The organism is Massilia forsythiae (assembly GCF_012849555.1).
Taxonomy (GTDB): domain Bacteria; phylum Pseudomonadota; class Gammaproteobacteria; order Burkholderiales; family Burkholderiaceae_D; genus Telluria; species Telluria forsythiae.
This window is the reverse complement of record NZ_CP051685.1, coordinates 5889689-5912569: the sequence shown is the minus strand read 5'-3', so window position 1 is coordinate 5912569 and position 22881 is coordinate 5889689. Positions and strand designations below refer to the sequence as shown.

The window sequence follows — 22881 nt, the reverse complement described above, 5'->3', positions numbered from 1 at the left end:
TGCCCTGGGGCCCAGTCCTATCCAAGAGCTGATCACTGCCATAAAAAAATTCTTCAGCGCGTATTCGTTTGCGATATCCCTCACTTCATGAAAGCGATGTACGAAAAAAATGGCAACATCTCCCCCGGCAAGGTTAAACAAGTTCAAAAGCCCCATCGTCCTGCTTGCCATAGCGGCATTGATGGCTGCAGCTGTTGCTTGGTTTGCGTATGTTTATTTACAGCAGCGTGAAGCAAGTATGAAGGCGGAGATTGCAGCGAAGGGCAAGCGCAGTGCCACGCAGATGGTTACCGTTGCAGTTCCTGTAGTCGATGCAAAGGAAGGAACAGTCCTCAACCGCACTAACTTCGTTTCGAGGCCGGTAGAGGCGGACCTGGTCTACCCTGACAGCATCCTTGCCGATGATTTCCTGACGATGGAGGGTATGAAGCTCGCGCGTCCGGTGCTTAGGGGACGGCCTCTACGGCTGACGGACCTGATGGCGCCGGAGGTGCGAGACGTCGCGACCATCCTGCCGGCAGGACAGCGTGCATTGACCATCGAAATCGATAATGTGAATTCGATCGCGCAGACGTTGCGCCCGAATCACCGTATCGATCTTTTCCTGTTGTCGAAGGTACCCAAGCGTCCCCAAGGAAGCAATACGAGCGATGGTCCTGAATCGGCAGAGGCGGATATCGACCAGGCCAGCCTGTACATGCAGGACTTGGTAGTGCTGGCAACGGGAACAGATTTCCAGGACGTCAACCAGCCTGACATCCGTACTGCAAACATGGTAAGGCCAGGGGAAGTACAGGGAAAAGACAAAAGCTTTGACACAGTGACCGTGCTGGTCTCACCACGCGAGGCGGCGCGCCTCCTGATTGGTCAGAAGATGGGAACTTATCGTATTGCCCTGCGCGGTAGTACCGATCGTGCGCCTGTGGCCCTCGCAGCGGTGCGCGGCACGGAATTGCTTCCTGGCGCACGTCGTGACCGTAACGCTGGCATCGAATTCATCGTTGGTGGAAAGGAAAAATTAATTTCCCAGTTGAGCGTTCCACCGTCGATGGATATGGCAAGGGCCTTGCGGCAAGCAGGTGCGCAGAACGCGGCTGCCGTTCCAAATGCAGGAAGTACACAGGGTATGCCGAGTTCCGACACAAGCGAGCGAAATGCAGCACCCACTTTCCAACTGACTCCAGTTACCCGGGCCAATAGCCCAGTACCGGCGCTACGCAGGTAAAGGATCATGGTCTATGGAAATATACGTTCCAGTACCTTCTTCATCTAAATAAGAGAAAAAACACAGGTCGTTCATGAAAAAAAGAGTATTTCTACTGGATACATCGCTTCTTTCCACATTGTGTTTGTTGATGTTTCCATTGCAGCATGTTTATGCAATAACTCCGGTTTCCATGGAATCCACGGACGCCGCTTCTGCATCGCCGAACCCCTTTGAACAAGCTTCTAAACCCGTTAACAAGATTATTACCGTACCGGCAAAGGGGACCGGAGTACTGATCGACAATTCCGCGAAACTAGCAGTACCATCGATGGCCAATGCGGCTTCGCCTGCGACGGCGTCAACTGCGGTTCCGACAGCTTGCGCCCCCGCTACCTTGCCAGCCAGATGCGTCTCTCCCAAGCCCACTGCCCAAGTACGACGCAACCCCGTACGTGTGCATCCCCTGGCGGCACGAGCCGCAGCGTCCGAGCCGGTCTATGCTCCGGTTCAGCCGCTATCGATCGTGCTTGGCGAGATCAAGTTGGTTCCTGTGAAAGGCAAGGTAACCCGCGTAGCGCTTGGTAATGGAAACATTGTCAGCGCCACTGCCGTCGATAAGAATCTGCTTCTGATCGCCGAGCAGGTCGGCGATACCAGCCTGATGGTCTGGAGCGGCAATACAGTCGATAATTACCGCGTGCAGGTCCTGAGCAAGGACATGGCGCTAGTACGCAGTAAGGTGGAAGCGCTCATCGGGGACAACAAGGGCATTGTGATCACTCAGGTAGGACCGGATCTCATGCTTTCCGGTACCGCTCATCGCGAAGTACTGGCGCGCATAGGTGGCCGCCTTGCGGAATTGCCAAATGTAGTCAACAACATCCAGGAAGACCAGGGCAGTGCTTTTACCCGCTCCGTATTGTTCAGGCTGACATTCGTGGAAGTCAAACGTACCCTGCTCGAGCAACTCGGGATCAACTGGGCAAATGACGCCGCCGGCCCGACTATAGGTGCTACCGGAGTCGCCAAGAATACGGGTATATACGGTAATATTTCCCCACCGAGGGGCGAAGGAAACCTGTTGGCGGCCAACCCCGAGTTCATCACCCGCAATGGCGCTACCAGGGGCATTTTCTTCGGCCTGGCCACCACGCTGACTTCACGGTTGAACCTTGGTATTACCGATGGCGACGCGCGCGTGCTCGCTTCGCCGGAATTGACCGCACGTAGCGGCGGCAAGGCAAGGCTGCAGGTCGGTGGGGAGGTACCAATTCCTTTGACCGGTGCATTCGGCGCGACGACTGTCGAGTTCAAGCCGTATGGGATGCTGTTCGATATCGAGCCTACCATCGATGCAAGCGATACTATTTCGGCAAAACTCTCTACTGAATTGTCCCAGATAGATACTGCGGTTTCCGTGGGCGGCATTCCAGGGTTTATCACGCGCAATACGGCAACCGAAGTCAGCATCAAGCCTGGCGAGGTCGTTGCCCTGTCCGGCTTGGTTAACAGTGAATTGTCGAGCGCTATCGACCGGGTTCCTGCCCTCAGCCGGATTCCGATCTTCGGGCGTTTGTTCCGCTCCGATGACTTCCGAAACAACAAGACAGAATTGGTCGTGCTGGTACAGGCGGAAATTATCAAGGCGGGTGATGGGTTGGCCACCCAATTGCGGGAGCGCGGCTTAGAAGGACAGCGCGAGTTCGAGCGCAAGGTGCAGGGCTCAACCAAGCCGCCATTCGACATCAATCCTTCCTCGCCTGCGGGAAGGAAGGAGTAGACATGATCCGCGTACAGGTATTCCGACGCGACGAATTGCTCGGCGATCTGACCACTGAGGATACCGAATGTTTTCTCGGGAAGGACGCAGGCAGTCTGTTGACCTTGACGGGATGGCGAGTCGGACGCCGCCAATTGCAGATCAGTGTCGTCAACGGTGGCGTATTCATCAAGGATGGCGGGGGATCGCCCCATTGCGTGTAAACGGCGCAGCGATCAATGAGTATGGTCCGGTCGCCAGCACCGACGTGATCGAACTGAACGATTACATGGTGCGCGTCAATCATGTCGATCCAGCGCTGGCAAGGGTTGGCCAAGCCCAAGTAGTGCGGCCTCAGCAGGCTGGCGTGCCAGCATCGGTGCCCGCGCCGCCCCCTGTTAGCCAGGCGAGCACGATTGCGCCAGTCGCTACCCAGCCATCTGGACGCGTCGAACGACGCCTCGTGCCCCGCATGAGTCCAGAAGAGGCGGGCGAGAGCCCTCTCGAAAAGCCTGAAGGTATTGCTGCCCGTGGTGCCCTCCACAAGAAACTGATCGGTGCGATGGACCTCCGCCGGGTGAACGTATCGCGTATGGGCGACACCGAACTCCGTGAAACGGTCCACAAGATCATCAACGAAATCATCGATACCGATGTGGCGTTTCGTCCGATGCTGCATTGGCGCAGCATGCTGCGTGACCTGGTGCTGAACGAGGTGGTTGGACTCGGACCCTTGGAAGCGCTGTTGAACGACGAGACAGTGACCGAGATTATGGTGAATCGGCACAACGATATATTTATCGAGCGCAGTGGTCAATTGGCGCGTTCGCACGTCACTTTTTCCAATGATGCGTCTGTATTGGCGGCAATCGAGCGCATCGTTTCTCCTTTGGGCCGGCGTATCGACGAAAGCTCACCAATGGTCGATGCACGTCTCAAGGATGGATCGCGTGTGAATGCGATCATTCCTCCTCTGGCAATCAAGGGCCCGAGCCTGACGATCCGGAAGTTTGCTCGCAAGAAGCTGACTACCGATGATCTGGTCGGCTTCGGCGCGATCGATCCAGCGATGATCGCATTCTTGCGTGTAGCCGTGGAGCGCCGTGCCAATATCGTCATATCGGGCGGTACCGGCTCCGGCAAGACGACCTTGTTGAACGTGTTGTCGAATTTCATCCCGGATGACGAGCGCATTGTTACCGTCGAGGACGCGGCCGAGCTACAACTTTCGCAGCCCAATTTGGTTTCGCTGGAAGCGCGGCCAGCGAATATCGAGGGTCGCGGCGCCATCACGATACGCGACCTTGTCAAGAACTGCCTACGGATGCGTCCTGACCGTATCGTGGTCGGCGAGTGCCGTGGCGGCGAGGCGCTCGACATGCTGCAAGCGATGAATACGGGTCACGACGGGTCCTTGACGACGGCGCACGCCAATAGTCCGCGGGATTGCCTCTCGCGACTGGAGGTGATGACGTTGATGAGTGGGCTGGACATTCCAATGCAGGCGATCCGCGAGCAGATATGCTCGGCCGTCAACCTGATCGTGCAGCAGACGCGCTTTTCATGCGGTACGCGACGGGTAACATACATCACCGAAGTGACGGGGATCGAGAACAATATCGTATCGATGCAGGATATCTTCCGCTTTGAACAGGACGGGTTCACGCCAGAAGGCAAGGTCAGCGGGCGATTCGTACCGACCGGTCACATTCCCGATTTCATCCAGGATCTCGCGACGCGTGGCATCCCGGTCGACATGTCGATCTATGGACGCGAGGACTCCACAATGGCGCGTACGGTAAAGCGGGTATTTTGATCATGGATAATCCAGCATTACTCATCGCGGTTTTCTTCTTCTGCGGTCTTGTCCTCATCTTCATGGCGCTGTACTTCGGCAGCCGCTGGTTTGCACAACGCCAGAATCGCCAGGCATCGAGCGCCAAATCGGACTTGGAGGGGATGTTCATTTTTACCGACGCCAGCCGCATCCTGGCGATCAACGTAGGCGTGCTGATCCTGTCGCCATTAGTGGCATGGGTGCTGTTTAGGAACGTCGTACTGGTCGCTATGTGCGTGGCCCTTGCGTTCGTGGCACCGCGCTATGTGGTGCGTTTCATCGCCCGCCGCCGTCTGCGCCAGTTCGAGCAGCAGCTGCCCGACGCCTTGATGATGATCACGGGAGCGCTGCGCGCTGGCGCCAGCCTGCAGATTGCATTGGAAAGCGTAGCTACCGAAGCAATGCCTCCGGTTTCGCAGGAATTTGAACTGTTGCTGCGGGAAATGCGCTTGGGTGCGGATTTCAGCGCCGCCTTGCAAAACCTGGAGCGCCGTGTCCCCCTTCAGGATTTGGCGATGGTGACTGCCGGTATGGCCTTGGCACGCGAAGTCGGCGCCAATCTAGCTGAAACGCTGGAGTCGATTTCTCGGACCATACGCGCTAAGCTGCAAATGGAGGGAAAGATCCGCAGCCTAACCGCGCAGGGCAAGATGCAGGGAATTGTCATGTCCGGCTTGCCAGTATTTCTGATTCTGATCCTACGCGTCATGGAGCCGGATGCAATGGCACCGTTGTTCAGCGAATGGTATGGCTGGTGTACTTTGGCGGTGATCTTAATTGCAGTTGGCGTCGGCTATCACTTCATCAGCAAAATTACCCAGATCGATGTTTAGTATTTTTAGACAAAGCATGAATCTATTGGAGTACATGACATGCTGACCCAGCTACTAATCGCAATTTTCGTCGGGCTTTCCTTTGTGGCGTTCGCAGCGGCGGTCATCTACAGCGCCTTGCGCCTGAAGGCTGAAGTACCCGAAGAAGATCGCGAATACCTTGATCCACTGCCGCGTGGGTTACGCATGCTTTGGCCCTTGCTTCGTGTAGTGGATTACCACGTGTGCCAGCGACTGCCGCAACGATTGCTGGCGGGTCCAGCCGAATCGTTGCGACTGTCGGGACTGCTGTACTTGATGAGCCCGACGCAGTTCCTGGCCCTTTGCCTGGTAGGGATGATTGGTTTCTTCGTGCTGGCGCTGGTAGCATGCAAGCTGATTGATGTGGACAGCTTCCTCGTCCTGTTGGGCGCAGCCGCCTTCGGCTTCATCTATCCCAGGGTCTGGCTCAAGGATTCTCTCAAGAAGCGTCGCAAACTCATGGTGAAAGCGCTTCCCGTCTACCTTGACTTCTTGACCATGGGAGTGGAGGCCGGGTTGAACATGGCAGGTGCGATCGGGCAAGCAGTTTCCAAAGGACCTACGAGTCCGCTGAAGAATGAATTCGCCTTCGTGTTACGCGACCTGCGTGCTGGCCTTACTCGTGCCGAGGCACTGCGTAGGATGGATGAGCGGGTACAAATTCCACAAGTTAGCAGCTTCATAAGTGCCGTAATCCAAGCGGAACGGATGGGCGCAAGCCTTGGACCGACTTTCCGCAGCCAAGCCGACCAGCGTCGCATCGAACGTTTTCAGCTGGCCGAGAAACTGGCCATGGAAGCGCCTGTCAAGCTGATCTTTCCGCTGGTGGCCTTTATATTTCCCGTGACCTTCCTCGTGTTGATGTTTCCGATCGCTGTCAAATTCATGCAGTCGGGCGCTTTTTGAGGACTTGATGGATATTTACACAATTGATTTTTCCGGCGAGGCTGGCCTGCGTCGGATCAAACTGGCGGTGGCATCAACGCCGTTGGAACGCATGCGTGGACTACTCGGTCGCCCGCGTTTGGAGCCAGGCGAGGGCATGCTCCTGCAATCTTGTCGTCTGATTCACACGGTAGGAATGGGCTACCCGCTCGACCTTATCTATCTAGATCGCGCCGGGCTGGTCTTGAAAGTAACTACCGATTTGCCCGCATTTCGCATGGATGGTCATTGGCGAGCACATAGTGTTCTGGAAATGGCTGCTGGTGAAGCGGAAGTCTGCGGTATTTGTCAGGGCGTGCGTCTTCCTTTTGATTGCGCCTTAGGGCGTAACATGCCAGCATGAAGCCCGCATCGCAATTGGTGCATGTGTCGCATCTGGAAGCACAAGCGGGTCAATCCACGACAGAGTTCCTGATTGTCTTTCCTTTGCTGATACTTCTTGTGTTCGGTGTGATCCAGGTGGCGTTGATCTATCAGGCGCGCGCCACCTTGAATTACGCGACCATGCTTGCCGCGCGAGCGGGGGCAGTCAGTAATGGGAGCGACGCCAAGATGCGCCAGGCGCTGGCAGGCGGATTGGCGCCGCTGTTTGCCAAGGATCCGAGCATGGCAGGATATGGAGCGGCCCTGATCGATGCGAACAAGGAAACCATAGCAGGAATGGGCATGGTGGAATTGAATGTGTTGAATCCTACCCGTGCGGCGTTGCGCGATTTCGGGCGCAACCGGCTTGACGGTGTAGGTGGCCGTGAATTGCCGAGCGATACGCTCAGCTACCGGAACAGCGGTCCAGGTACTGCGTCCCGCATTTCGATCCAGGACGCGAACATTCTGCATGTGAGAGTGGACTACTGCTTACGCTTGATCGTACCGGTCATGGATCGAGTGATCTATGCGGGTGTTAATGCACTATCTCCATTTTCACCGGCTTTGTCTGCGAATGGAATGAGCGATCCTTTCGGGACAAGTGGTTCTACACTCCCTCGCAATTGCATCAATCCACTATTTCGTGGTCCACGGATTGTCATCCGTAGTGAGGCGATGGTACGCATGCAATCGCCCTTTTTCGAAGCCAATCTAAGATGAAAATACTCGGTTTTTTATTCATGCTAGGCTGGTCGATGACTGCTACAGCGCAGATCGAAGCGACGCGATACATTGACGCGCAGGGAATCGAAGTAATCCACAATCGTAATGCCGGAACAGGTTCGCAAATGGCTAAGACGATCGAGGCCGCTCCCGCGAAAGTAGTGCCGCTTGTGACGCCAGTAGTTCCGTCCAAAGTTAGACAAGTAGCATCAACAAGTGCTCAGGATCCGCGCATGCAGATCAGCGCAGGCGAACAGGCCAGCCGCGACCGTGACCGAGTCGTAATCCTGCAAGAAGAACTGGAATTGGAAGCACGTAAGTATGCGGACGCTTTTAAACGTTCACAGGACAAGCCAGAAGGTCGTAAACCTAGCGCTGCCGAAAACCAGCGCATCAACGAGGAGTTGTATGAGCATCAAAGGAATATCCAGTCTCTTCATGCAGAATTGCGGCGTGCGCGCCCAGTCCGCTGATGCAGTCATTGCCATGCTGGTGCTTTTGTTGGCATTCGCGAGCAATGCCCAAGCGGCAGATCCTTTCAATAGCGACCGTCCCGGAGGCAGCGACCATGCTTTGGTGTCGCGCTACCAGGGATCGATCCTCTATGGTTTTGGCGGACAGAATGTTGGCAGTGCCTCGGTTGTGATTAACGAAAAAAGCCGGGCTGTATTGAAATCATTCGAAGGTAAGGTAAGTGACCGCTGGTACTTGGCTCCAAAGGGAATCACTCCCCTGGAGGTATATCGCAACTACCGCAAGGCTCTGGAAGCTGCGGGCTTCGAGACGCTGTATGCCTGTGAGTCGGCGCAATGCGAATCTGCTGGCGTGCAACCAATGATCGTCGAATTGCCTCGCCGCGCAGCCTGGAAGACCGCGGACAGTATTACCCGCAACATCTTCAACAGTGGTAATCAGCCCGGCTTTCACTACTATAGCGGAAAGAGGAACGGTGCTAATGGACCAACCTTTGTAACAGTTGCATTGGTGGGAGGCCTTCCCGAAAAACCGATCGAAGGCCGCGTGCGTCAGTTCATCGAAATCCTGGAGCCTGCGACAATTGATCTTGGCAAGGTCACGGTTGACGCTAATGCAATCCGCAATAGTCTGCAGCGCGAAGGCAAGATCGCATTGTACGGCATCACTTTTGACACGAACAAGGCTGAGGTTCGCGAGAATTCTTCGGACCAATTGGCCGAAATGGCAAGTGTCCTGAAGGCAGCTCCTGCAATGAAGGTATTCATCGTCGGCCATACCGATAATCAGGGTGAATTTGCTGCTAATAGTATATTGTCGCAAAAGCGTGCGGATGCCGTGGTTGCAGTCCTCAGTACCAAATATGGGATTGCATTGCCCCGCATGGTAGCGCGCGGTATTGCCAATCTAGCGCCGGTGGCAACGAACGACAGTGAAGAAGGCCGAGCAAGAAACCGGCGTGTCGAAATGGTAGTACGCTGATGAGGTGTGCTGGATAGTAGAGTTTGGAAAAGAGAGGATTTGAAATTGAAAGAAACCGGATCAGATTTGAACATTGCTAAAATCTTGACGCTGCCCGCAATGTTGTTGTGCATTCACACACCGTCGACATATGCCGCTCCAGTATCCGTCACAGACCCGTTTCCGCCGCCAGGTCTCTACCGTATCGACACTGACGCACAGATTCGCAGCCAAAGTACTACGCAGCGCGTTACACAGCAAGGTACGTCCGGCCGCGCTACCATTAATTCACAGGCTCCAGGTCGTGCGAATGATATTCGGAACGTGCAAGGTGAAGCATCCAAAAATTTCTGCATGGGTCCGCGTAGTGCTAATGATGGATTATTGCCACCAGCTTCCTCATGCCGCGGTGGCAAGTTAGCAAGTAGTGCGAATGGCACGACGTACACCATGCAATGCGGTTTTGCCGACATCACGACCGTGGTGCGAAAATTGAATGCGACCACTTGGGAGTACAGAGTATCGACGGTCGAACGTCAAGGCGGCGGAGAAATCCCGGGATTACCCAGCTTTGCTCAACAAAAAGCCATGTTCGCCGTGACTGCAAAAAATGGTGCAACGGCCGAGGATCGGGCTGAAGCGCAACACAATCTCAGCCATTGGGATGAGTATGTTGCCAAAGCACGTGCCGAGGCTGCAGAGATGGCTAAGGAAGACGCTGCCTTGGGTGAGTCCACCGGTGCTTCGGCGATACCTGCGCGTACATCGACTTCGATACACCGCTTAGTTCGTATAGGCGATACATGTACGCCTACCAAAGGAGCTTTGCCACTAACCACACATTAACAGATCTATGCGGTTTAATTGCACGAATCGGCGCGTGTAGCGGTCGAGCATGGGTGCGCGAGAAACTGATGGCATGAATGCGCCAGCAAAACCGAAATACCTAAAACTAGCGGTACGCATGTCCTCGACCGGGTTTGCCATCCTCCCAGTATTGAGAGTTACTGATATCCGTGACTATCGAGTACTTGCTGCATATTCGCTCCTTCCCACGAACCAGGCCGGGTATTTGTCATTGCCGCGTCTTCGGCAAGCATGAGGAGCAGCTTCGGTACATCTAGGCTCCCATGTGTTGTCGCGCCTTGGTTATTCTTCTCCGCAAGATTACAGTTGGCAACCACCGCCAGAAGATTTGTGTATGCTTCTCGGTCAAAAGCAAGCGCGATCGCAACAGGCGCATCTGTAACCACGCCCATATCAGAAGAAGTTGAAGCTGCCTCCCATTCTGCCTCAACATGATTGCGCCGATCGGAAACCAAACCTTCGGTATCCTTATTCGAAAGTCCGAAGTGGACACGGTCGCTACGCTTCGCTTCGTATTTCGAGGATAAAATCTCAACTACCGGATCGAAACTGTATTCGACTTCGCTAAGTGTCTCGTCATCAAAGATGAGGGCGCCGTCGAGACTGATGGTTATGGTCCCGTCCGGATCGCATTCCTGAAGAGCTGTAATCAGGTCGCCAATCCTAGTAATGGTGTTCATCGCTACCTCTTCCCGTTGAAGATGGAGCGATTTCGCCGGCCTTGATGGCGCCATCGCTCGGTTAAGGCCACCTCTAAAAACCTCGGCTGACCTGACGCCGGCTGGGTAAAATCTTGAGATCGAACCAAGCCAGTGAGTGTCGCCGTGATGAAACCCCGGATCAGTCTATTTGCCGAGCAGGAGCGCGAGGACCGGCGCGCGAAGCTGGGCGATCCGCTGGTGGGCCTGGCCGAGCATGTGGATTTCGAGGCGCTGGCGGGGAGCATCGATGCCGCCGCGCCGCGTCCGTCGCGTGCCAAGGGCGGCCGTCCGCCATACCCGACAGTGTTGATGATCAAGATCCTGGTGCTGCAACAGCTCTACAACCTGGCCGACGACGCGCTGGAGTATCAGTTGCTGGACCGGCGCAGCTTCCTGCGTTTTCTGGACCTGACGGAAAGCAGCAGCATCCCCGACGCCAAGACGATCTGGCTGTTCCGTGACCGTTTGGCCCAGGCAGGCGTAGGCAATCAAGTATTCGAGCAAGTCCAGCAACAGCTGCTGTCGCAAGGCTATCTTGCCCGCTGCGGCCAGATCGTCGACGCTTCGCTGGTCCAAGCCCCGGTTCAACGTAACAAGCGGGAAGAGGCCGAGACGGTCAAGGAAGGCACGATGCCGCTAGGCTGGAAACCGCATAAGCGCGCGCAAAAGGACGTCGATGCCAAGTGGACCAAAAAGCACGGCAAGAATCATTTTGGGTACAAGCTGCACGCCAGCGTCGACAAGCGTTGCAAGCTGATCCGCAAGATCGCCATCACCCATGCTGCCGTAGCCGACACCACGGTCTTCGAGGAATTGCTCGACCTGAGCAACACAAGCCGGGATGTCTATGCCGACCGTGGCTACCCCAGTATCGAACGCGAAGCCAGATTGAAACAAGCCGGGTGGCGCGTGCATATTCAACGACGCGGCCATGCGACCAAAGGCATTTCCGAGACGCAGAAACGGCGCAACCGCGCGATCGCCACACCGCGAGCCCGTGTCGAGCATGTATTCGGCGCCCTGGCTCAAATGGGTGGAAAACTGGTGCGCTGCCTCGGCATCGTGCGCACGACCTTCGTCCTGCAGTTGAAGGCTGCCAGTTACAACCTCAAGCGTCTCGTATTCTTGAAAGAACGCGGTCTGGCACCGTTCTAAACCCACGGTTTGGCAGCCTGCGGCTGCCAAACCAGCCTGTTCATGTACGTGTCGCGATCAAAAATCGCGTTGTCGGAGAGTCGCGGCACGCTAAATCGTGGTTCAGATTGCCTGCTGACGTTCAAAACTGGGTTATTCGAGGTGGCCATAAATCAGCAGAATTCGTAATACCCCCAAACCCCAAACCGAATTACGGCATGGTCACTGCCACAGTTGTGGGCGTACCCAACCGCGTGAAGCGATTGAGGATGACGGCAAGGATCTGTAACTCGACGACCTGGCGGTCGAAGTCACTCGCCATGACGCGTTCACCAAGTAGCTTGAGGCAACGTATTTTAGTCTCGACAAGGCTACACCGATGACACCTGCTCCACTTTTTCCATATTTTTCGGCCAAGCTGGCGCGTGGTCGCTAGAATGGCATTGCGGGCTTCAGCGGCGGAACGCAGGTCCTTGCATGGCGTGGCCTTCTTTCGAGTAGGGATAATCGCCTGTGCCCCAAGTTGCGCATCGCTTCGTGACAGCCTTTCGTGTCGTAGGCGCCGTCACCATTGACGCTCGCGATCATCTCCGCGACGGGAATCTGGTCGAGCAGGCATGGCAGTATCGGATCATCTCCGGTGGCATTATCGGTCACCTCGATGGCCCAGATTTCCAACGTGGTCGCATCAATCCCAAGGTGGACCTTGCGCCATTGGCGACGGTAAGCGGCACAATGCTTTTTGGTTTTCCACTTGCCTTCGCCCAGCATCTTGATGCCCGTGCTGTCGACCAGCAGGTGCAATCCCGTTGTCGTCGTCTGCGCCCCGATCGTCACCGAAAGATGCTTCTGGCGCCGGCTGACCGTGCTGAAATCGGGAAACCGCCAATCCAGCCGGGCCAAGTCGAGCAGGCTCTGCGTCATGACCATCACCTGACGCAAGGGCAGATTGAACAGGCCCTTGACGGTCAGGCAGAACTGAACAGCCGCCTCGCTGTACGTCGGAGTGCGCCCCCGCTTGCCGCTGGTACTACCGTGCCAACACATGTCCTTGTTCAGCCAGATCAGCAGTGAGCCGCGGGCCTTCAATGCGGCGTTGTAGTCTTTCCAGTTCGTCGTTCGGTACTTCGGTTTTGCAGGGGCGGTCATGCCTTCAGCTTACTCCTGCCCCGCCATGACCGCTGCAGGGCCAATTTATGCAACAAAGCCACTGCAAGAGACCAGCGTCACCATTCAAGACGCCGTCACGCACACGCAATGGAAGCGGCCTTCGCCGCCATCGTTGCCGATCCGGCCTCGCGTGCCGAGCAGATGCCTCCGATGCCGCAGCGCCCCGTCGGCGCGGCCGAATTCAAGCTCGGCGACACTGTCGGCTTCACCGACAAGCATCTGCGCGAACGTATCAGCACGGTCACGCTCATCAACGCGAAGTCATGTTCGCTGCTGTGTGACGGGGAGCAATGGCGCGTCTCGCCGGGGCTGCTGCGTGAGATCATCGATTTTTAAGCAGCGCTGCTGACATGGATTCCGCTGACACTTACGACCGGGGCGACGCTCAGGCGTAAGATCCCGAAAATTTTGGCGGGATGCAAACGTGCTATTCTCAGCCGTTGCCCAGTAACTGGCGGCCGCGCATGGTGCAGGAGTCGCACATCGGCGGCCGTCGTGCGGGCCTTCCTTGGGAGAATGCCATGCCACCACTCGACGCCAACGACTGGGAAGTTCTTGAGCAAACAGGCAGGCACGTCATCATGCGTGCTAAAGAACTGATTCGACCGGGGAATCATCCTGATTCGTGCCTTGAACACCAAGTGAGGGCGGCAGCGGCCTACGACCTCAACCATAACTATGGAGTCGCTCCCGACCGGATCGGGGTGAGAATAACCGGATTTGGGCAGGACCTTAGATTCAGGATTCCAGGAGTGGTTCATCTCGATGTCGATGAGCGGGCGGAATTGGAGCGGCTCGGCGATGATCACCCGCGAAGAAAGGCGACTGCCGCGGTCCTGCTCGGCGCCGGCAACTGCGACCACTATGCGGCTTTTTCCTGGGCCATGTTGCGCGACTGTCTGACCGATCGCTACACGGTTGCAATGGTATCAGCCGCACACCCCATACCCCACCGCTTCACCATCGCTGGACTGACCAGCGACTTCAACTCCGCCACGCTAACAGACCGCATGGTCGCCATCGATCCCTGGCCTGCTCAGGCAACAGTCGTTCTGGTGCGCGACCATTTTTCGTGCGCCCCGCAAGCATCTGATTTCGGCGCGAGTGGTCTTCGGTGGATGAGTAGTAAAGTCTGCCGCGGCAATGGATTACCTCTTGACCAGTTCGAGGCAACGAAAGTCCGATTCCAAATGCAGCATTTCATAGAAAACAGTCGCAGCCAGCACTTGCTGGAGACCAACAGTAACGTCCGATATCCTTCGGATCACCCGGAAGCCCGCTATTACCGGTTCACCTCCAGAACATAGCAACCGGAGGCGGAACAGCGTTCTGCTTCGCTGCAGTTCGCGCACTGCCGGCCGAAAGGGCTTTGTTGCATAAATCGGTTGAGCGCGTAGCACTCCAAACCCCAGACGGATTTACGGCATATTTACTGCCACCGTCGTGGCCGTGCTCAAACGGGTTAAGCGATTGAGGATGGCGGCACGAACGTACAACTCGGCGACCTGACGGTCGAAGTCGCGCGCCATCACGCGTTCACCAAGCAGCTTGAAGCAACGCATTTTGGTCTCGACAAGGCTGCGCCGGTGATATTCATTCCACTTTTTCCAGATCTTCCGGTCAAGCCGGCGGGTAGCCGCCAGGATCTATGTAAGCAACCGCCTGCTCGATCCACTCGTAGGGCAAGGCGCGCCCAATTCGGAGCTTTCTGAGCTTGCACGAGAAAATGGAGCGCGTCATCAAACATGGTGACGCAGGTTAACAGCTCCTGCTACCGCTTACAACACCTGAAAAGAAAAATGCCGTTCAGCCTTCACTGAACGGCATTACACCGCGAGGTGGCTTTTCTTTTTTCCGCAGCTTTTGCAGCGCGGCTTCAGCGCGCCGACGTGGCAGCATGGCGCCGCGCTACCTCCGCCCAATCGACCACGTTGTAGAACGCGGCGATGTATTCCGGCCGCCGGTTCTCGTACTTCAGGTAGTACGCGTGCTCCCACACGTCCAGCCCGAGGATCGGCGTATTCCCCGAGGCGATGCCGGTCATCAGCGGGCTGTCCTGGTTGCCGCTGCTTTCCACCACCAGCTTGCCTTGGCGGTCGACACTCAGCCATGCCCAGCCGCTGCCGAAGCGCGTCAGCGCGGCCTTGGTGAACGCCTCCTTGAACGCGTCGAACCCGCCGAGGTCGGCGTCGATTGCCTGCGCGAGCGCGCCTTCCGGCCGGCCGCCGCCCTGCGGCGACATCACCGTCCAGAACAGGCTGTGGTTGGCATGGCCGCCGCCGTTGTTGCGTACCGCCAGCCGGATCGATTCGGGCAGCGATTCGACCCGGGCGACCAGGGTCTCCACCGGCAGGTCCGCGTATCCGGTTCCCTCCAGCGCGGCATTCAGGTTATTGATGTAGGCCTGGTGATGCCTGGTGTGGTGGATGTCCATCGTGCGCGCATCGATGTGCGGTTCGAGGGCGTCCACCGGGTAGGGCAAGGCGGGCAGGGTATACGGCATGTTGATCTCCTGAAGGGTTGAAACGGCGGTTCAGTGCCGCGCCGGGCCGCGCTCGAAGGCGAGCATGCCCTGGCGCAGCGCGCGGGTGATGCGGTCGTGCGGTCCATGCCGCGCCGCATGCGCTACCAGTGCCAGATGCGTTTCGCGCAGGTGCCGCAGCGCGGCCTGGCGCAGGCAGGCGTCGCGGCCGTCGTCGGAGGCCAGCGCCAGCAGCGCTTCGTGCGCGCGGCACAGGTGAGCCGCGGCGCCACCGGTATCGCCGCGCGCGCGCCACAGGTCGGCAAGGTTGTGGTGCGACACCACCAGTGCGGCCACGCAGTCCTGCGCGCGGCCGGACGGCGGCGCGTCGATGAGGCGGCAGGCGATGGCCAGCGCACACTCGTGGTCGGCCAGGGCCGGGCCCGCGCCGGCGCTGCGCATGAGCGCGATCGCCTTGCGGGTGACGGCTTCCCAGCGCGGCAGGCTGATCTCCTGGGGCGAGCGGTTCCACGAGAGCGATGCGGCGATATCCATGTGCATGACAAACCCCTGGCTGGTGCGGGACGGCCGCACGATTTATTCTAATGAATGATAATCATTCTCATTTGAATTGACAAGTCGGGTCGTTCTGGACGATCTTGTCCTTAGCGATACAGACAGGGGCGCCACGAAGCGGCTCGTTTCACCGTGCGGGGATGGCGCGCAGGGCGCCGGGATGCGCTAGGCGTCGGGAAAATACCGGTGTAGGGATTCGAGGGACTGGGTCAGCTGGTGCCGTACCTTGCGCAGGTCGGCGGCCCAATCGGGGTTGGCCGGCCCGGTGACGGGAAACCTGGAGAACTCGGCGTGCGCCTGGCGCACCGCGACGCCGAAGAACACGCGTTCGACGTCGCTGTAGGGTTGGCGCGCGCCGTAGATGGTACCGAAGCGGTCGAGCGCGCGCAGTTCGTCGCGCAGCCGCGAGGTTTCCATCTTCAGCAACAGGTTCTGGGCGGCGATGCTCGATTGCGCGATGCCTTCACCCTGCTTGAGGAGACGATCGAACCGGGCCACCAGGGCTTCGAGCGCCGCGCGTACGCGCCGCGCCTCGGAAACAAGATGTTGGTCGATATCGCTCATATGTACATGCTGAAGTACCTGAGCAACTATAGCCCATCACTGTTGTCCTAAAGATTGCGGATTGTAACATTGGAAGAAAGAAATTTTTACGGATCAGGCAATCTTTTCAGTGACTGTTTTTTCCGGCAGTGACCTTCCCAGGGCCGCATCGATGGCGGCCCCGCTCAGCGCCAACTGCGCCGCGTCCTGCTGCAGCAGGCGGATGCGCCGCTGCAGCGGCACCCAGCCCGCCCATGCCGTGTTCCGTCCCGGCTGTCCACCCGCAGCGACACCGGCCGGTGCCGGCGCCGGCGCCGCGCCCGGGGCCACCCCCGGCCCGGCGAACAGGCATCCGAGCACGGCTTCCACCTCCGCCCGCGGCAAGCCTTCCGCGTAACGCCGCAACAGCACCCGCAGCGCTGCCACGTGCGCCGCCAGCAGGTAGTTCTGGACGGTGAACCTGTTCAGTTCCGCCACCGCGCGCCGCTTGCGCGCCGGCTCTTCCAGCATGCGCCCGAGCGCCGCGCTCAGGTTCGCCAGGCTGTCCATGAAGCCCTTGCGGCTGATGCGGTAGGGCACGTCGTCGCCCGTGCGGCCCAGCAGCAGGTCGGCGGCGGCGCCGATGTACTTGCGGTGGGCTTCGCGCACCGCGTCCACCAGCAGCGGCAGGCTCTGGTATTCCCAGCTCGGCAGCACGTAGCTGAAGAAGGTGGCGATCAGGGTACCGAGCAGCGTGTCCAGCAGGCGCTCGCTGATGACGCTGGCGTCGTGCGGCACGGTCAGGCCGATCAGCAGCAGGGCCTGCACGCTGGCGGCGATCGCGGTGTAGCGGTACTTGATGGTGAGGAAGGTGGGGCCGGCCGCGGTGGCCACGAACAGGAAGCCGAACAGCAGCGCCGGCGCGTGCACGAAGTGCAGGATCGCGGCGGTCAGCAGGCAGCCGACCAGGGTGCCGACCAGGCGGTCGGCACGGCGCTGGCGGGTTAGGCTGAAGTTCGGCTTCAGCACCACGGCGATGGTCAGCGCGGTCCAGTAGCCGTGCGAGGTCCAGGGCAGCCATTCGGCCGACACCAGGCCGAGCGAGATCGCCATCGCCACCCGCAGCGCGAAGCGGAAGGTGGGCGAGGTCCAGCGCAGGTTCGACAGCAGGATGCCGAGGCTGTAGCGCTGCTGGGTCAGCAGCGGTTTGAGGGCGGCGCCGGATGCCGCCGGCAGCACGCCCTGGGGCGCGCGGCTGGCGGCGTGCAGGCGCGCGTTCGAGGCGATCACCTCGCCGATCTTGTTGTGCGCGGCGCGCAGCACCGCCTGCGCATCGATGGTTTCGCCGGTGCCGGGCGGCAGCCTGCGCAGCGCGGCGCCGAGCGCGCGCAGCTCGGGCTGGTAATCGATGCTGCTGCGCGACGGCCGATCGCGCGTCATCGCATACGCCACCGATTCGATGTCGAGCGCGGCCTTGCCGATCAGGTCGCCCAGCAGCGGCAGCACCGGATCGTCGGCGAAATGCTGGCGCAGCAGCACGTAGTCGGTATGGGTCGACAGCACCAGCTCGTACAGGTCGAACATGGCGTAGTGCACCTGCAGCAGCGCCGCTTCGTCCGCTTCGGGCTTGCCGCGCAGGATCAGGTCGCGCGCCGCCTGCTGGCGTTCGGCCAGCACGCTCTGCTGGCGCACCAGCTTTTCCATCTGCGCGGCGAGCGGATTGGCCATGTCGTAGCAGCCGGCCTTGGCGCTGGTGTACGCCGCCAGCTCGTACAGCGCCTCGGCCAGCACCTGCTGTTTCAGACGCCGCTGCAGCAGCCACACCACGACCATCGCGTACGCCATGTAGCCGGCGCCGCCGCCGAAGAACAGGGCGCCGTGGCGCAGCGCCTGCAGCGGCGTGGCCGCCGCCTCGCTCGACAGCATCATCACGAACAGCGCCACGAACTGCAGCGGCATCGCCTTGCGGCCGTACACCACCATCATGCTGGCGAGGAAGGAGACCAGCACGATCACGCTACGCAGCAGCCAGGGAACCGGCGAGCACAGGCTGACGACGAAGGCCACCAGCGAGCACATCAGCACGCCGGCCAGCATCTCGTTGAACTTGTGGCGCAGGGGGCTGGGCAGGTCCATCAGGCTGGTGCACAGCGCGCCCATCGCCACCACCATCGCGGTGGGCAGGTCGGCCACGGCGTACGCGAGGGAGGTGAGGCCGACGATGCCGGCGGCGATGCGCAGGCCGGTATAGAAATAATGGCTGAAGAGGAAGGTGCGCGGGGCGAGGGCGTAGTGCATGGGGTTCGGGTCGTTCGCTTGCGCGAGCGGAAATGATGCCTCCATTATAACGCCGGCACCGGCGCCGGCGCCGTCCGTGGCGTGGACGATTGAATCGGCGCGGGCCGGACGCATATGCGGGTTTTGGCCTCCGTCCCGACGCCCATGTCCGATCCCTCCACGTCGTCCGCCGGCGCGCCCGTGCACACCCTCGCCATCGACGGCGCCGCCATCCACGGCATCGCCTCGTTCTACGACGAGATCAACCGCGTCTTCATGGCCGGCGAGGATTGGACGCTCGGCCCGAGCCTGGACGCGCTCGACGACATGCTGTACGGCGGCTACGGCGCGCTGCGCGGCCGGGCGCCGGCGCTGGTGCTCTGGCACGGCATGGACCGGGCGCGCGCCGCCCTGGGCGTGGCGGCCACGCGCGCCTATTACCTGGACAAGCTGGCGCAGCCGCAGTCGTTCAAGCCCGAACCGGTGCGCGCCGCGCTGGCGCGCCTGGCGCAGGGCGGGCCGACCTATTTCGACCTGGTGCTGCAGGTGTTCGCCGGCCATCCGAACATCGTGCTGCGTGCGGCGCCCGGGCAGGAGCACGGCGGTCCGCCGGCGTGAGCGCCAGGTGCCACCGGACGCGAGTCAGCCGCCTTTCAGCGGCTTCGGATAGCGGCGCACGACGTCGATCGGCGCGGCGTACGGCGAGTCCCAGGTCTGGCGGTGCAGCTGCAGCAGGCGCGCGGCGAAGCGCGCGTCGTTCAGCACCAGCTCCAGGTTGCGCGAGCGGTCCAGGTAGCCGCCGGCCCAGTTGCTGGTGCCGATCCAGGCGGTGCGGCCGTCGACCACCATCAGCTTGCTGTGGATGACGCGCGCGAACGGAATGACGCCCTGCGCCGCCGGCGGCAGCGTGACGATGCGAACTTCCACGTTCGGCAGCACCGCCAGGCTTTGCAGGTAGTGGATCGCCGGTTCCTCGGTATTCCAGTTGGAGACCATCAGCTTGACCTTGACCCCGCGCGCCGCCGCCGCGCGCACGGCGTCGTCGATCACCGCGTAGTACGGGCGCGTGTGGTTGGGACCGTAGGACAGCGGTGCGTAGTCGAGCAGCTGCACCGCGACTTCTTCCCGGGCCTGACCCAGCAGGCGCACCAGCTCCGCCTCGGCATCGCGCACCGCGCCGGGCGTGAAGGCGGCCGGGCTGGCGACCAGGTAGACGTCCGGGCGCGCGCCGGCGGATGCCGTTGCGGACGCCGCATCGGATGCCACCGTGCGCGCCGGCGCAGCCACGGACTGCCCGTGCGCCAGCAAGTCCTGCGCGCGCCAGTCGTAGTCGAAGATCGCCTGCATCTGCGCGGCGACCGTGGCGTCATCGATGCGCACGCCGGTCTCGTGGATGTGCTCGAACGCGCGCCAGTCGAAGTTCTGGCTGCCCAGGTAGGCCGCCTTGCCGTCCACCACCAGGTACTTGGCGTGGATGATGCCGTCGGCGGACAGCTTGCCGTACTCCAGGTAGCGCAGTTCCAGGTTCGGGATGCGGCGCAGGCGCGCGACCGTCGCCGGGTCGGAAATCGATTTACCGCGCTCTTCCAGCAGGAAGCGGATGCGCACCCCGCGGGCGCCGGCCGCCGCCAGCCGCTCGATCACGCGCTCGAAGCGCGCACCGCGCTGGCTGGCCGCGTAGAACTGGGCGATCACGATCTCCTTGTTCGCGGCGTCGAACAGCTCGCTCCACACCACGGTGGGGTCGCGCAGGTCGGGCGTGGCCAGCGCGGTCTCGACGGGAACCGTGTGCACCAGTTCCACGCCGCGCGCGGCGAAGTCGGCGAGGGCGGGACGGGCCAGCAGCAGGCCGAGGGAGAGCAGCAGGAGCGGAGCGCGCATGGCGGGAAGCGGATAGTGGCGGACGGCGCATGCTACCCAAGGGTGCCTCGAAACGCAAGACCCTTGCATTTGCTTTTCGCACCAGGACCACCCTCATGCGCCACATCCTGGCCGACCCATTCCCGGCCCGGGAGCGGGCGGATGAGGAAGCAGCCTAGATTTCCACCTGCGTGCCCAGTTCGATCACCCGGTTGCTGGGAATGCGGTAGTAGTCGGCGGCGTCGCGCGCGTTGCGCTGCATCGCCACGAACAGGTGCTCGCGCCACGGCATCATGCCGGCGCCCGGCGTCGAGATCACGGTCTGGCGCGAGATGAAGAACGAGGTCTGCATCATGTCCAGCGCCAGGCCATGGCGCGCGCACAGCATCAGCAACGCCGGGATGTCCGGCTCGTCCTTGAAACCGAAGCTGAGGTCGACCTGGTGGCAGCCGTGGCCGAGACCGGCCACCTTCACCCGCGCCGCCTCCTCGGCGCGCGGCGCCTCGACGATGCGCACGGTCAGGAACACGATGCGCTCGTGCAGCACCTTGTTGTGCGAGAGGTTGTGCAGCATCGCGTGCGGCACGCCGTCACGTTCGCCGCGCAGGAAGATGGCGGTGCCGGGCACGCGCAGCGGCGGCGCCAGGAACAGCGATTCCAGGAAAGCGTCGAGCGGGATCGCGTGCTTCTGCAGGTTGTCGAACACCAGCTGGCGGCCGCGCCGCCAGGTCAGCATCAGCGTGAACAGCAGCAGGCCGAGCGCCAGCGGGAACCAGCCGCCGTGCAGCAGTTTCAACACGTTGGCCGAGAAGAAGCCGGCGTCGATCGCCAGGAACAGGGCGGTGGCGCCGAGGCACAGCGCCAGGTTCATTTTCCAGCGGTAGCGGATCACGAAGAAGGTCAGCAGCGTGGTGGCCAGCATGGTGGCGGTGACGGCGATGCCGTAGGCCGAGGCCAGCGCGTCCGAGGAGCCGAAGCCGACCACCGCCAGCAGCACCGCGGCCAATTGCAGCCAGTTCACCGCCGGCACGTAGATCTGGCCGATCTCGCGCTCCGACGTGTGCACCACGCGCATGCGCGGCAGGAAGCCGAGCGCGATCGCTTCCTTGGTCATCGAGAAGGTGCCGGAGATGGTCGCCTGCGAGGCGATCACGGTGGCCACGGTGGACAGCAGCACCAGCGGGTACACGCTCCAGCTGCCCAGCTGGCGGTAGAACGGATTGGCGATCGCCTCCGGGTGCGCCAGCAGCAGCCCGCCCTGGCCCAGGTAGTTCAGCGCCAGCGCGGGAAAGGCGACCGCGAACCAGGCCAGGCGGATCGGCTTCTTGCCGAAGTGGCCCATGTCGGCGTACAGCGCCTCGGCGCCGGTAAAGGCCAGCACGACCGCGCCCAGCGCCAGGAAGCCGATTGCGCGGTTGTCCACGAAGAAGCGCACCGCGTGCCACGGGTTGAGGGCGGCCAGGATCGCCGGGCTGCGCGCGATGTTCAGGATGCCCATCGCCGCCAGCACCGCGAACCACAGCAGCATGACGGGGCCGAACCAGCGCCCGATGCCGGCGGTGCCGTGGCTCTGCACGGCGTACAGCGCGACCAGGATGACGATGGTCAGCGGCACCACGTAGGGCTGCAGCGTCGGCGTGGCCACTTCCAGGCCCTCCACCGCGGACAGCACCGAGATCGCCGGCGTGATCACGCTGTCGCCGTAGAACAGGGCGGCGCCGAACACGCCCACCAGCAGCAGCGCGAAGTGCAGGCGTCGCCGTTCGCCGACCGCGCCCAGGGCCAGCGCCAGCAGCGCCATGATGCCGCCTTCGCCGCGGTTGTCGGCGCGCAGCACCAGCGTGACGTACTTGAACGAGACGATGACGGTCAAACCCCAGAAGATCAGCGAGACCACGCCGAGCAGGTTGGCCGGCGTGAGCGCCAGCCCGTGGGCCGGGTCGAACACGGTCTTGAGGGAATACAGCGGGCTGGTGCCGATGTCGCCGTAGACGATGCCGATGGCGGCCAGCGCCAGCCCGGCGAGCTTTCTTTGCTGCGCTTGATGCGAATGGTGGTGCGAATCCAAGGCGAAACCTGCGAAGTGGTCAGGGATCGCCATCGTATCGGCGCGCGCATAAAAATTTTGTAAAAAGACGCGTTGCGGCGCGCGATCCTGACGCGCCCTTGATGCGCGGCGGCGCTTTCT

22 protein-coding genes and 2 pseudogenes are annotated in these 22881 nt (G+C 60.5%); 15 read left to right on the top strand and 9 right to left on the bottom strand.

The annotated features are described in order from the left end of the window. Window positions 1-109 precede the first annotated feature (109 nt). From cpaB to HH212_RS24755, 11 genes are all read left to right on the top strand, one after another. On the top strand, window positions 110-1225 hold the full coding sequence (gene cpaB, locus HH212_RS24800; RefSeq protein ID WP_170204910.1) for a Flp pilus assembly protein CpaB: 1116 nt from the start codon (window positions 110-112) through the stop codon (window positions 1223-1225). Window positions 1226-1298: 73 nt separating this feature from the next. Beyond that, window positions 1299-2987, top strand: a complete 1689-nt coding sequence (locus tag HH212_RS24795) for a type II and III secretion system protein family protein (protein WP_170204909.1) — start codon at window positions 1299-1301, stop codon at window positions 2985-2987. Between the two features lie 2 nt (window positions 2988-2989). Next, on the top strand, window positions 2990-3190 hold the full coding sequence (locus HH212_RS27780) for a hypothetical protein (protein ID WP_308633228.1): 201 nt from the start codon (window positions 2990-2992) through the stop codon (window positions 3188-3190). A 44-nt stretch (window positions 3191-3234) separates the two neighbouring features. Continuing rightward, window positions 3235-4782: a TadA family conjugal transfer-associated ATPase gene (locus HH212_RS24790; RefSeq protein ID WP_308633227.1), complete on the top strand. Its 1548-nt coding sequence runs from the start codon at window positions 3235-3237 to the stop codon at window positions 4780-4782. Window positions 4783-4784: 2 nt separating this feature from the next. Beyond that, the gene (locus tag HH212_RS24785; protein ID WP_170204907.1) at window positions 4785-5636 is read left to right on the top strand and encodes a type II secretion system F family protein; all 852 of its coding nucleotides are present in this window, start codon (window positions 4785-4787) and stop codon (window positions 5634-5636) included. Between the two features lie 39 nt (window positions 5637-5675). Further along, complete coding sequence (locus tag HH212_RS24780; protein WP_170204906.1) at window positions 5676-6563, top strand: type II secretion system F family protein; 888 nt, start codon at window positions 5676-5678, stop codon at window positions 6561-6563. 7 nt (window positions 6564-6570) lie between these two features. Next, complete coding sequence (locus tag HH212_RS24775) at window positions 6571-6945, top strand: DUF192 domain-containing protein (protein ID WP_170204905.1); 375 nt, start codon at window positions 6571-6573, stop codon at window positions 6943-6945. Continuing rightward, window positions 6942-7688 (top strand): TadE/TadG family type IV pilus assembly protein, encoded by a 747-nt coding sequence (locus tag HH212_RS24770; protein WP_170204904.1) that lies wholly within the window; start codon window positions 6942-6944, stop codon window positions 7686-7688. Before HH212_RS24775 ends, HH212_RS24770 begins: the two co-directional genes overlap by 4 nt. After that, window positions 7685-8164 (top strand): hypothetical protein, encoded by a 480-nt coding sequence (locus tag HH212_RS24765; RefSeq protein ID WP_170204903.1) that lies wholly within the window; start codon window positions 7685-7687, stop codon window positions 8162-8164. The genes HH212_RS24770 and HH212_RS24765 overlap by 4 nt, the downstream gene beginning before the upstream one ends. Next, on the top strand, window positions 8100-9146 hold the full coding sequence (locus HH212_RS24760) for an OmpA family protein (RefSeq protein ID WP_170204902.1): 1047 nt from the start codon (window positions 8100-8102) through the stop codon (window positions 9144-9146). The genes HH212_RS24765 and HH212_RS24760 overlap by 65 nt, the downstream gene beginning before the upstream one ends. 39 nt (window positions 9147-9185) lie before the next feature. Continuing rightward, complete coding sequence (locus HH212_RS24755) at window positions 9186-9971, top strand: hypothetical protein (protein ID WP_170204901.1); 786 nt, start codon at window positions 9186-9188, stop codon at window positions 9969-9971. A gap of 158 nt (window positions 9972-10129) precedes the next feature. Here HH212_RS24755 and HH212_RS24750 read toward each other — a convergent pair whose 3' ends face one another. Next, a complete protein-coding gene (locus HH212_RS24750) occupies window positions 10130-10672 on the bottom strand; it encodes a hypothetical protein (protein WP_170204900.1) in 543 nt (180 codons plus the stop codon). A gap of 147 nt (window positions 10673-10819) precedes the next feature. Here HH212_RS24750 and HH212_RS24745 point away from each other — a divergent pair, with 147 nt between their 5' ends. Continuing rightward, window positions 10820-11848, top strand: a complete 1029-nt coding sequence (locus HH212_RS24745; protein ID WP_170203683.1) for an IS5 family transposase — start codon at window positions 10820-10822, stop codon at window positions 11846-11848. Between the two features lie 190 nt (window positions 11849-12038). Here the strand turns inward: HH212_RS24745 and HH212_RS24740 are convergent. Continuing rightward, window positions 12039-12976: pseudogene (locus HH212_RS24740) on the bottom strand (IS5 family transposase). Window positions 12977-13084: 108 nt separating this feature from the next. On the opposite strand from HH212_RS24740, the gene HH212_RS24735 reads away from it, so the two are divergent. Beyond that, window positions 13085-13333: a hypothetical protein gene (locus HH212_RS24735; RefSeq protein WP_170204899.1), complete on the top strand. Its 249-nt coding sequence runs from the start codon at window positions 13085-13087 to the stop codon at window positions 13331-13333. Between the two features lie 185 nt (window positions 13334-13518). Continuing rightward, a complete protein-coding gene (locus HH212_RS24730) occupies window positions 13519-14304 on the top strand; it encodes a hypothetical protein (RefSeq protein WP_170204898.1) in 786 nt (261 codons plus the stop codon). Between the two features lie 111 nt (window positions 14305-14415). Here HH212_RS24730 and HH212_RS24725 read toward each other — a convergent pair. The 5 genes and pseudogenes from HH212_RS24725 to HH212_RS24705 all read right to left on the bottom strand — a co-directional run. Continuing rightward, window positions 14416-14640 (bottom strand): annotated as a pseudogene (locus HH212_RS24725) (IS5/IS1182 family transposase); the annotation flags it as partial. Window positions 14641-14873: 233 nt separating this feature from the next. After that, complete coding sequence (locus tag HH212_RS24720) at window positions 14874-15500, bottom strand: superoxide dismutase (RefSeq protein WP_170204897.1); 627 nt, start codon at window positions 15498-15500, stop codon at window positions 14874-14876. Window positions 15501-15530: 30 nt separating this feature from the next. After that, entirely contained in the window at window positions 15531-16019 is a 489-nt protein-coding gene (locus tag HH212_RS24715; protein ID WP_170204896.1) for a DUF2753 family protein, read from the bottom strand. Between the two features lie 180 nt (window positions 16020-16199). Next, window positions 16200-16598, bottom strand: coding sequence for a hypothetical protein (locus HH212_RS24710; protein WP_170204895.1), 399 nt, complete (start codon window positions 16596-16598; stop codon window positions 16200-16202). Between the two features lie 93 nt (window positions 16599-16691). Continuing rightward, the gene (locus HH212_RS24705) at window positions 16692-18854 is read right to left on the bottom strand and encodes an FUSC family protein (RefSeq protein WP_170204894.1); all 2163 of its coding nucleotides are present in this window, start codon (window positions 18852-18854) and stop codon (window positions 16692-16694) included. A 144-nt stretch (window positions 18855-18998) separates the two neighbouring features. On the opposite strand from HH212_RS24705, the gene HH212_RS24700 reads away from it, so the two are divergent. After that, a complete protein-coding gene (locus HH212_RS24700; RefSeq protein WP_170204893.1) occupies window positions 18999-19451 on the top strand; it encodes a barstar family protein in 453 nt (150 codons plus the stop codon). 24 nt (window positions 19452-19475) lie between these two features. Here HH212_RS24700 and HH212_RS24695 read toward each other — a convergent pair whose 3' ends face one another. Together HH212_RS24695 and HH212_RS24690 are read right to left on the bottom strand one after the other, a co-directional pair. Beyond that, window positions 19476-20714, bottom strand: a complete 1239-nt coding sequence (locus tag HH212_RS24695) for a phospholipase D-like domain-containing protein (protein ID WP_170204892.1) — start codon at window positions 20712-20714, stop codon at window positions 19476-19478. 154 nt (window positions 20715-20868) lie between these two features. Further along, window positions 20869-22794 (bottom strand): potassium transporter Kup, encoded by a 1926-nt coding sequence (locus tag HH212_RS24690; protein WP_170204891.1) that lies wholly within the window; start codon window positions 22792-22794, stop codon window positions 20869-20871. Window positions 22795-22881 lie beyond the last annotated feature (87 nt).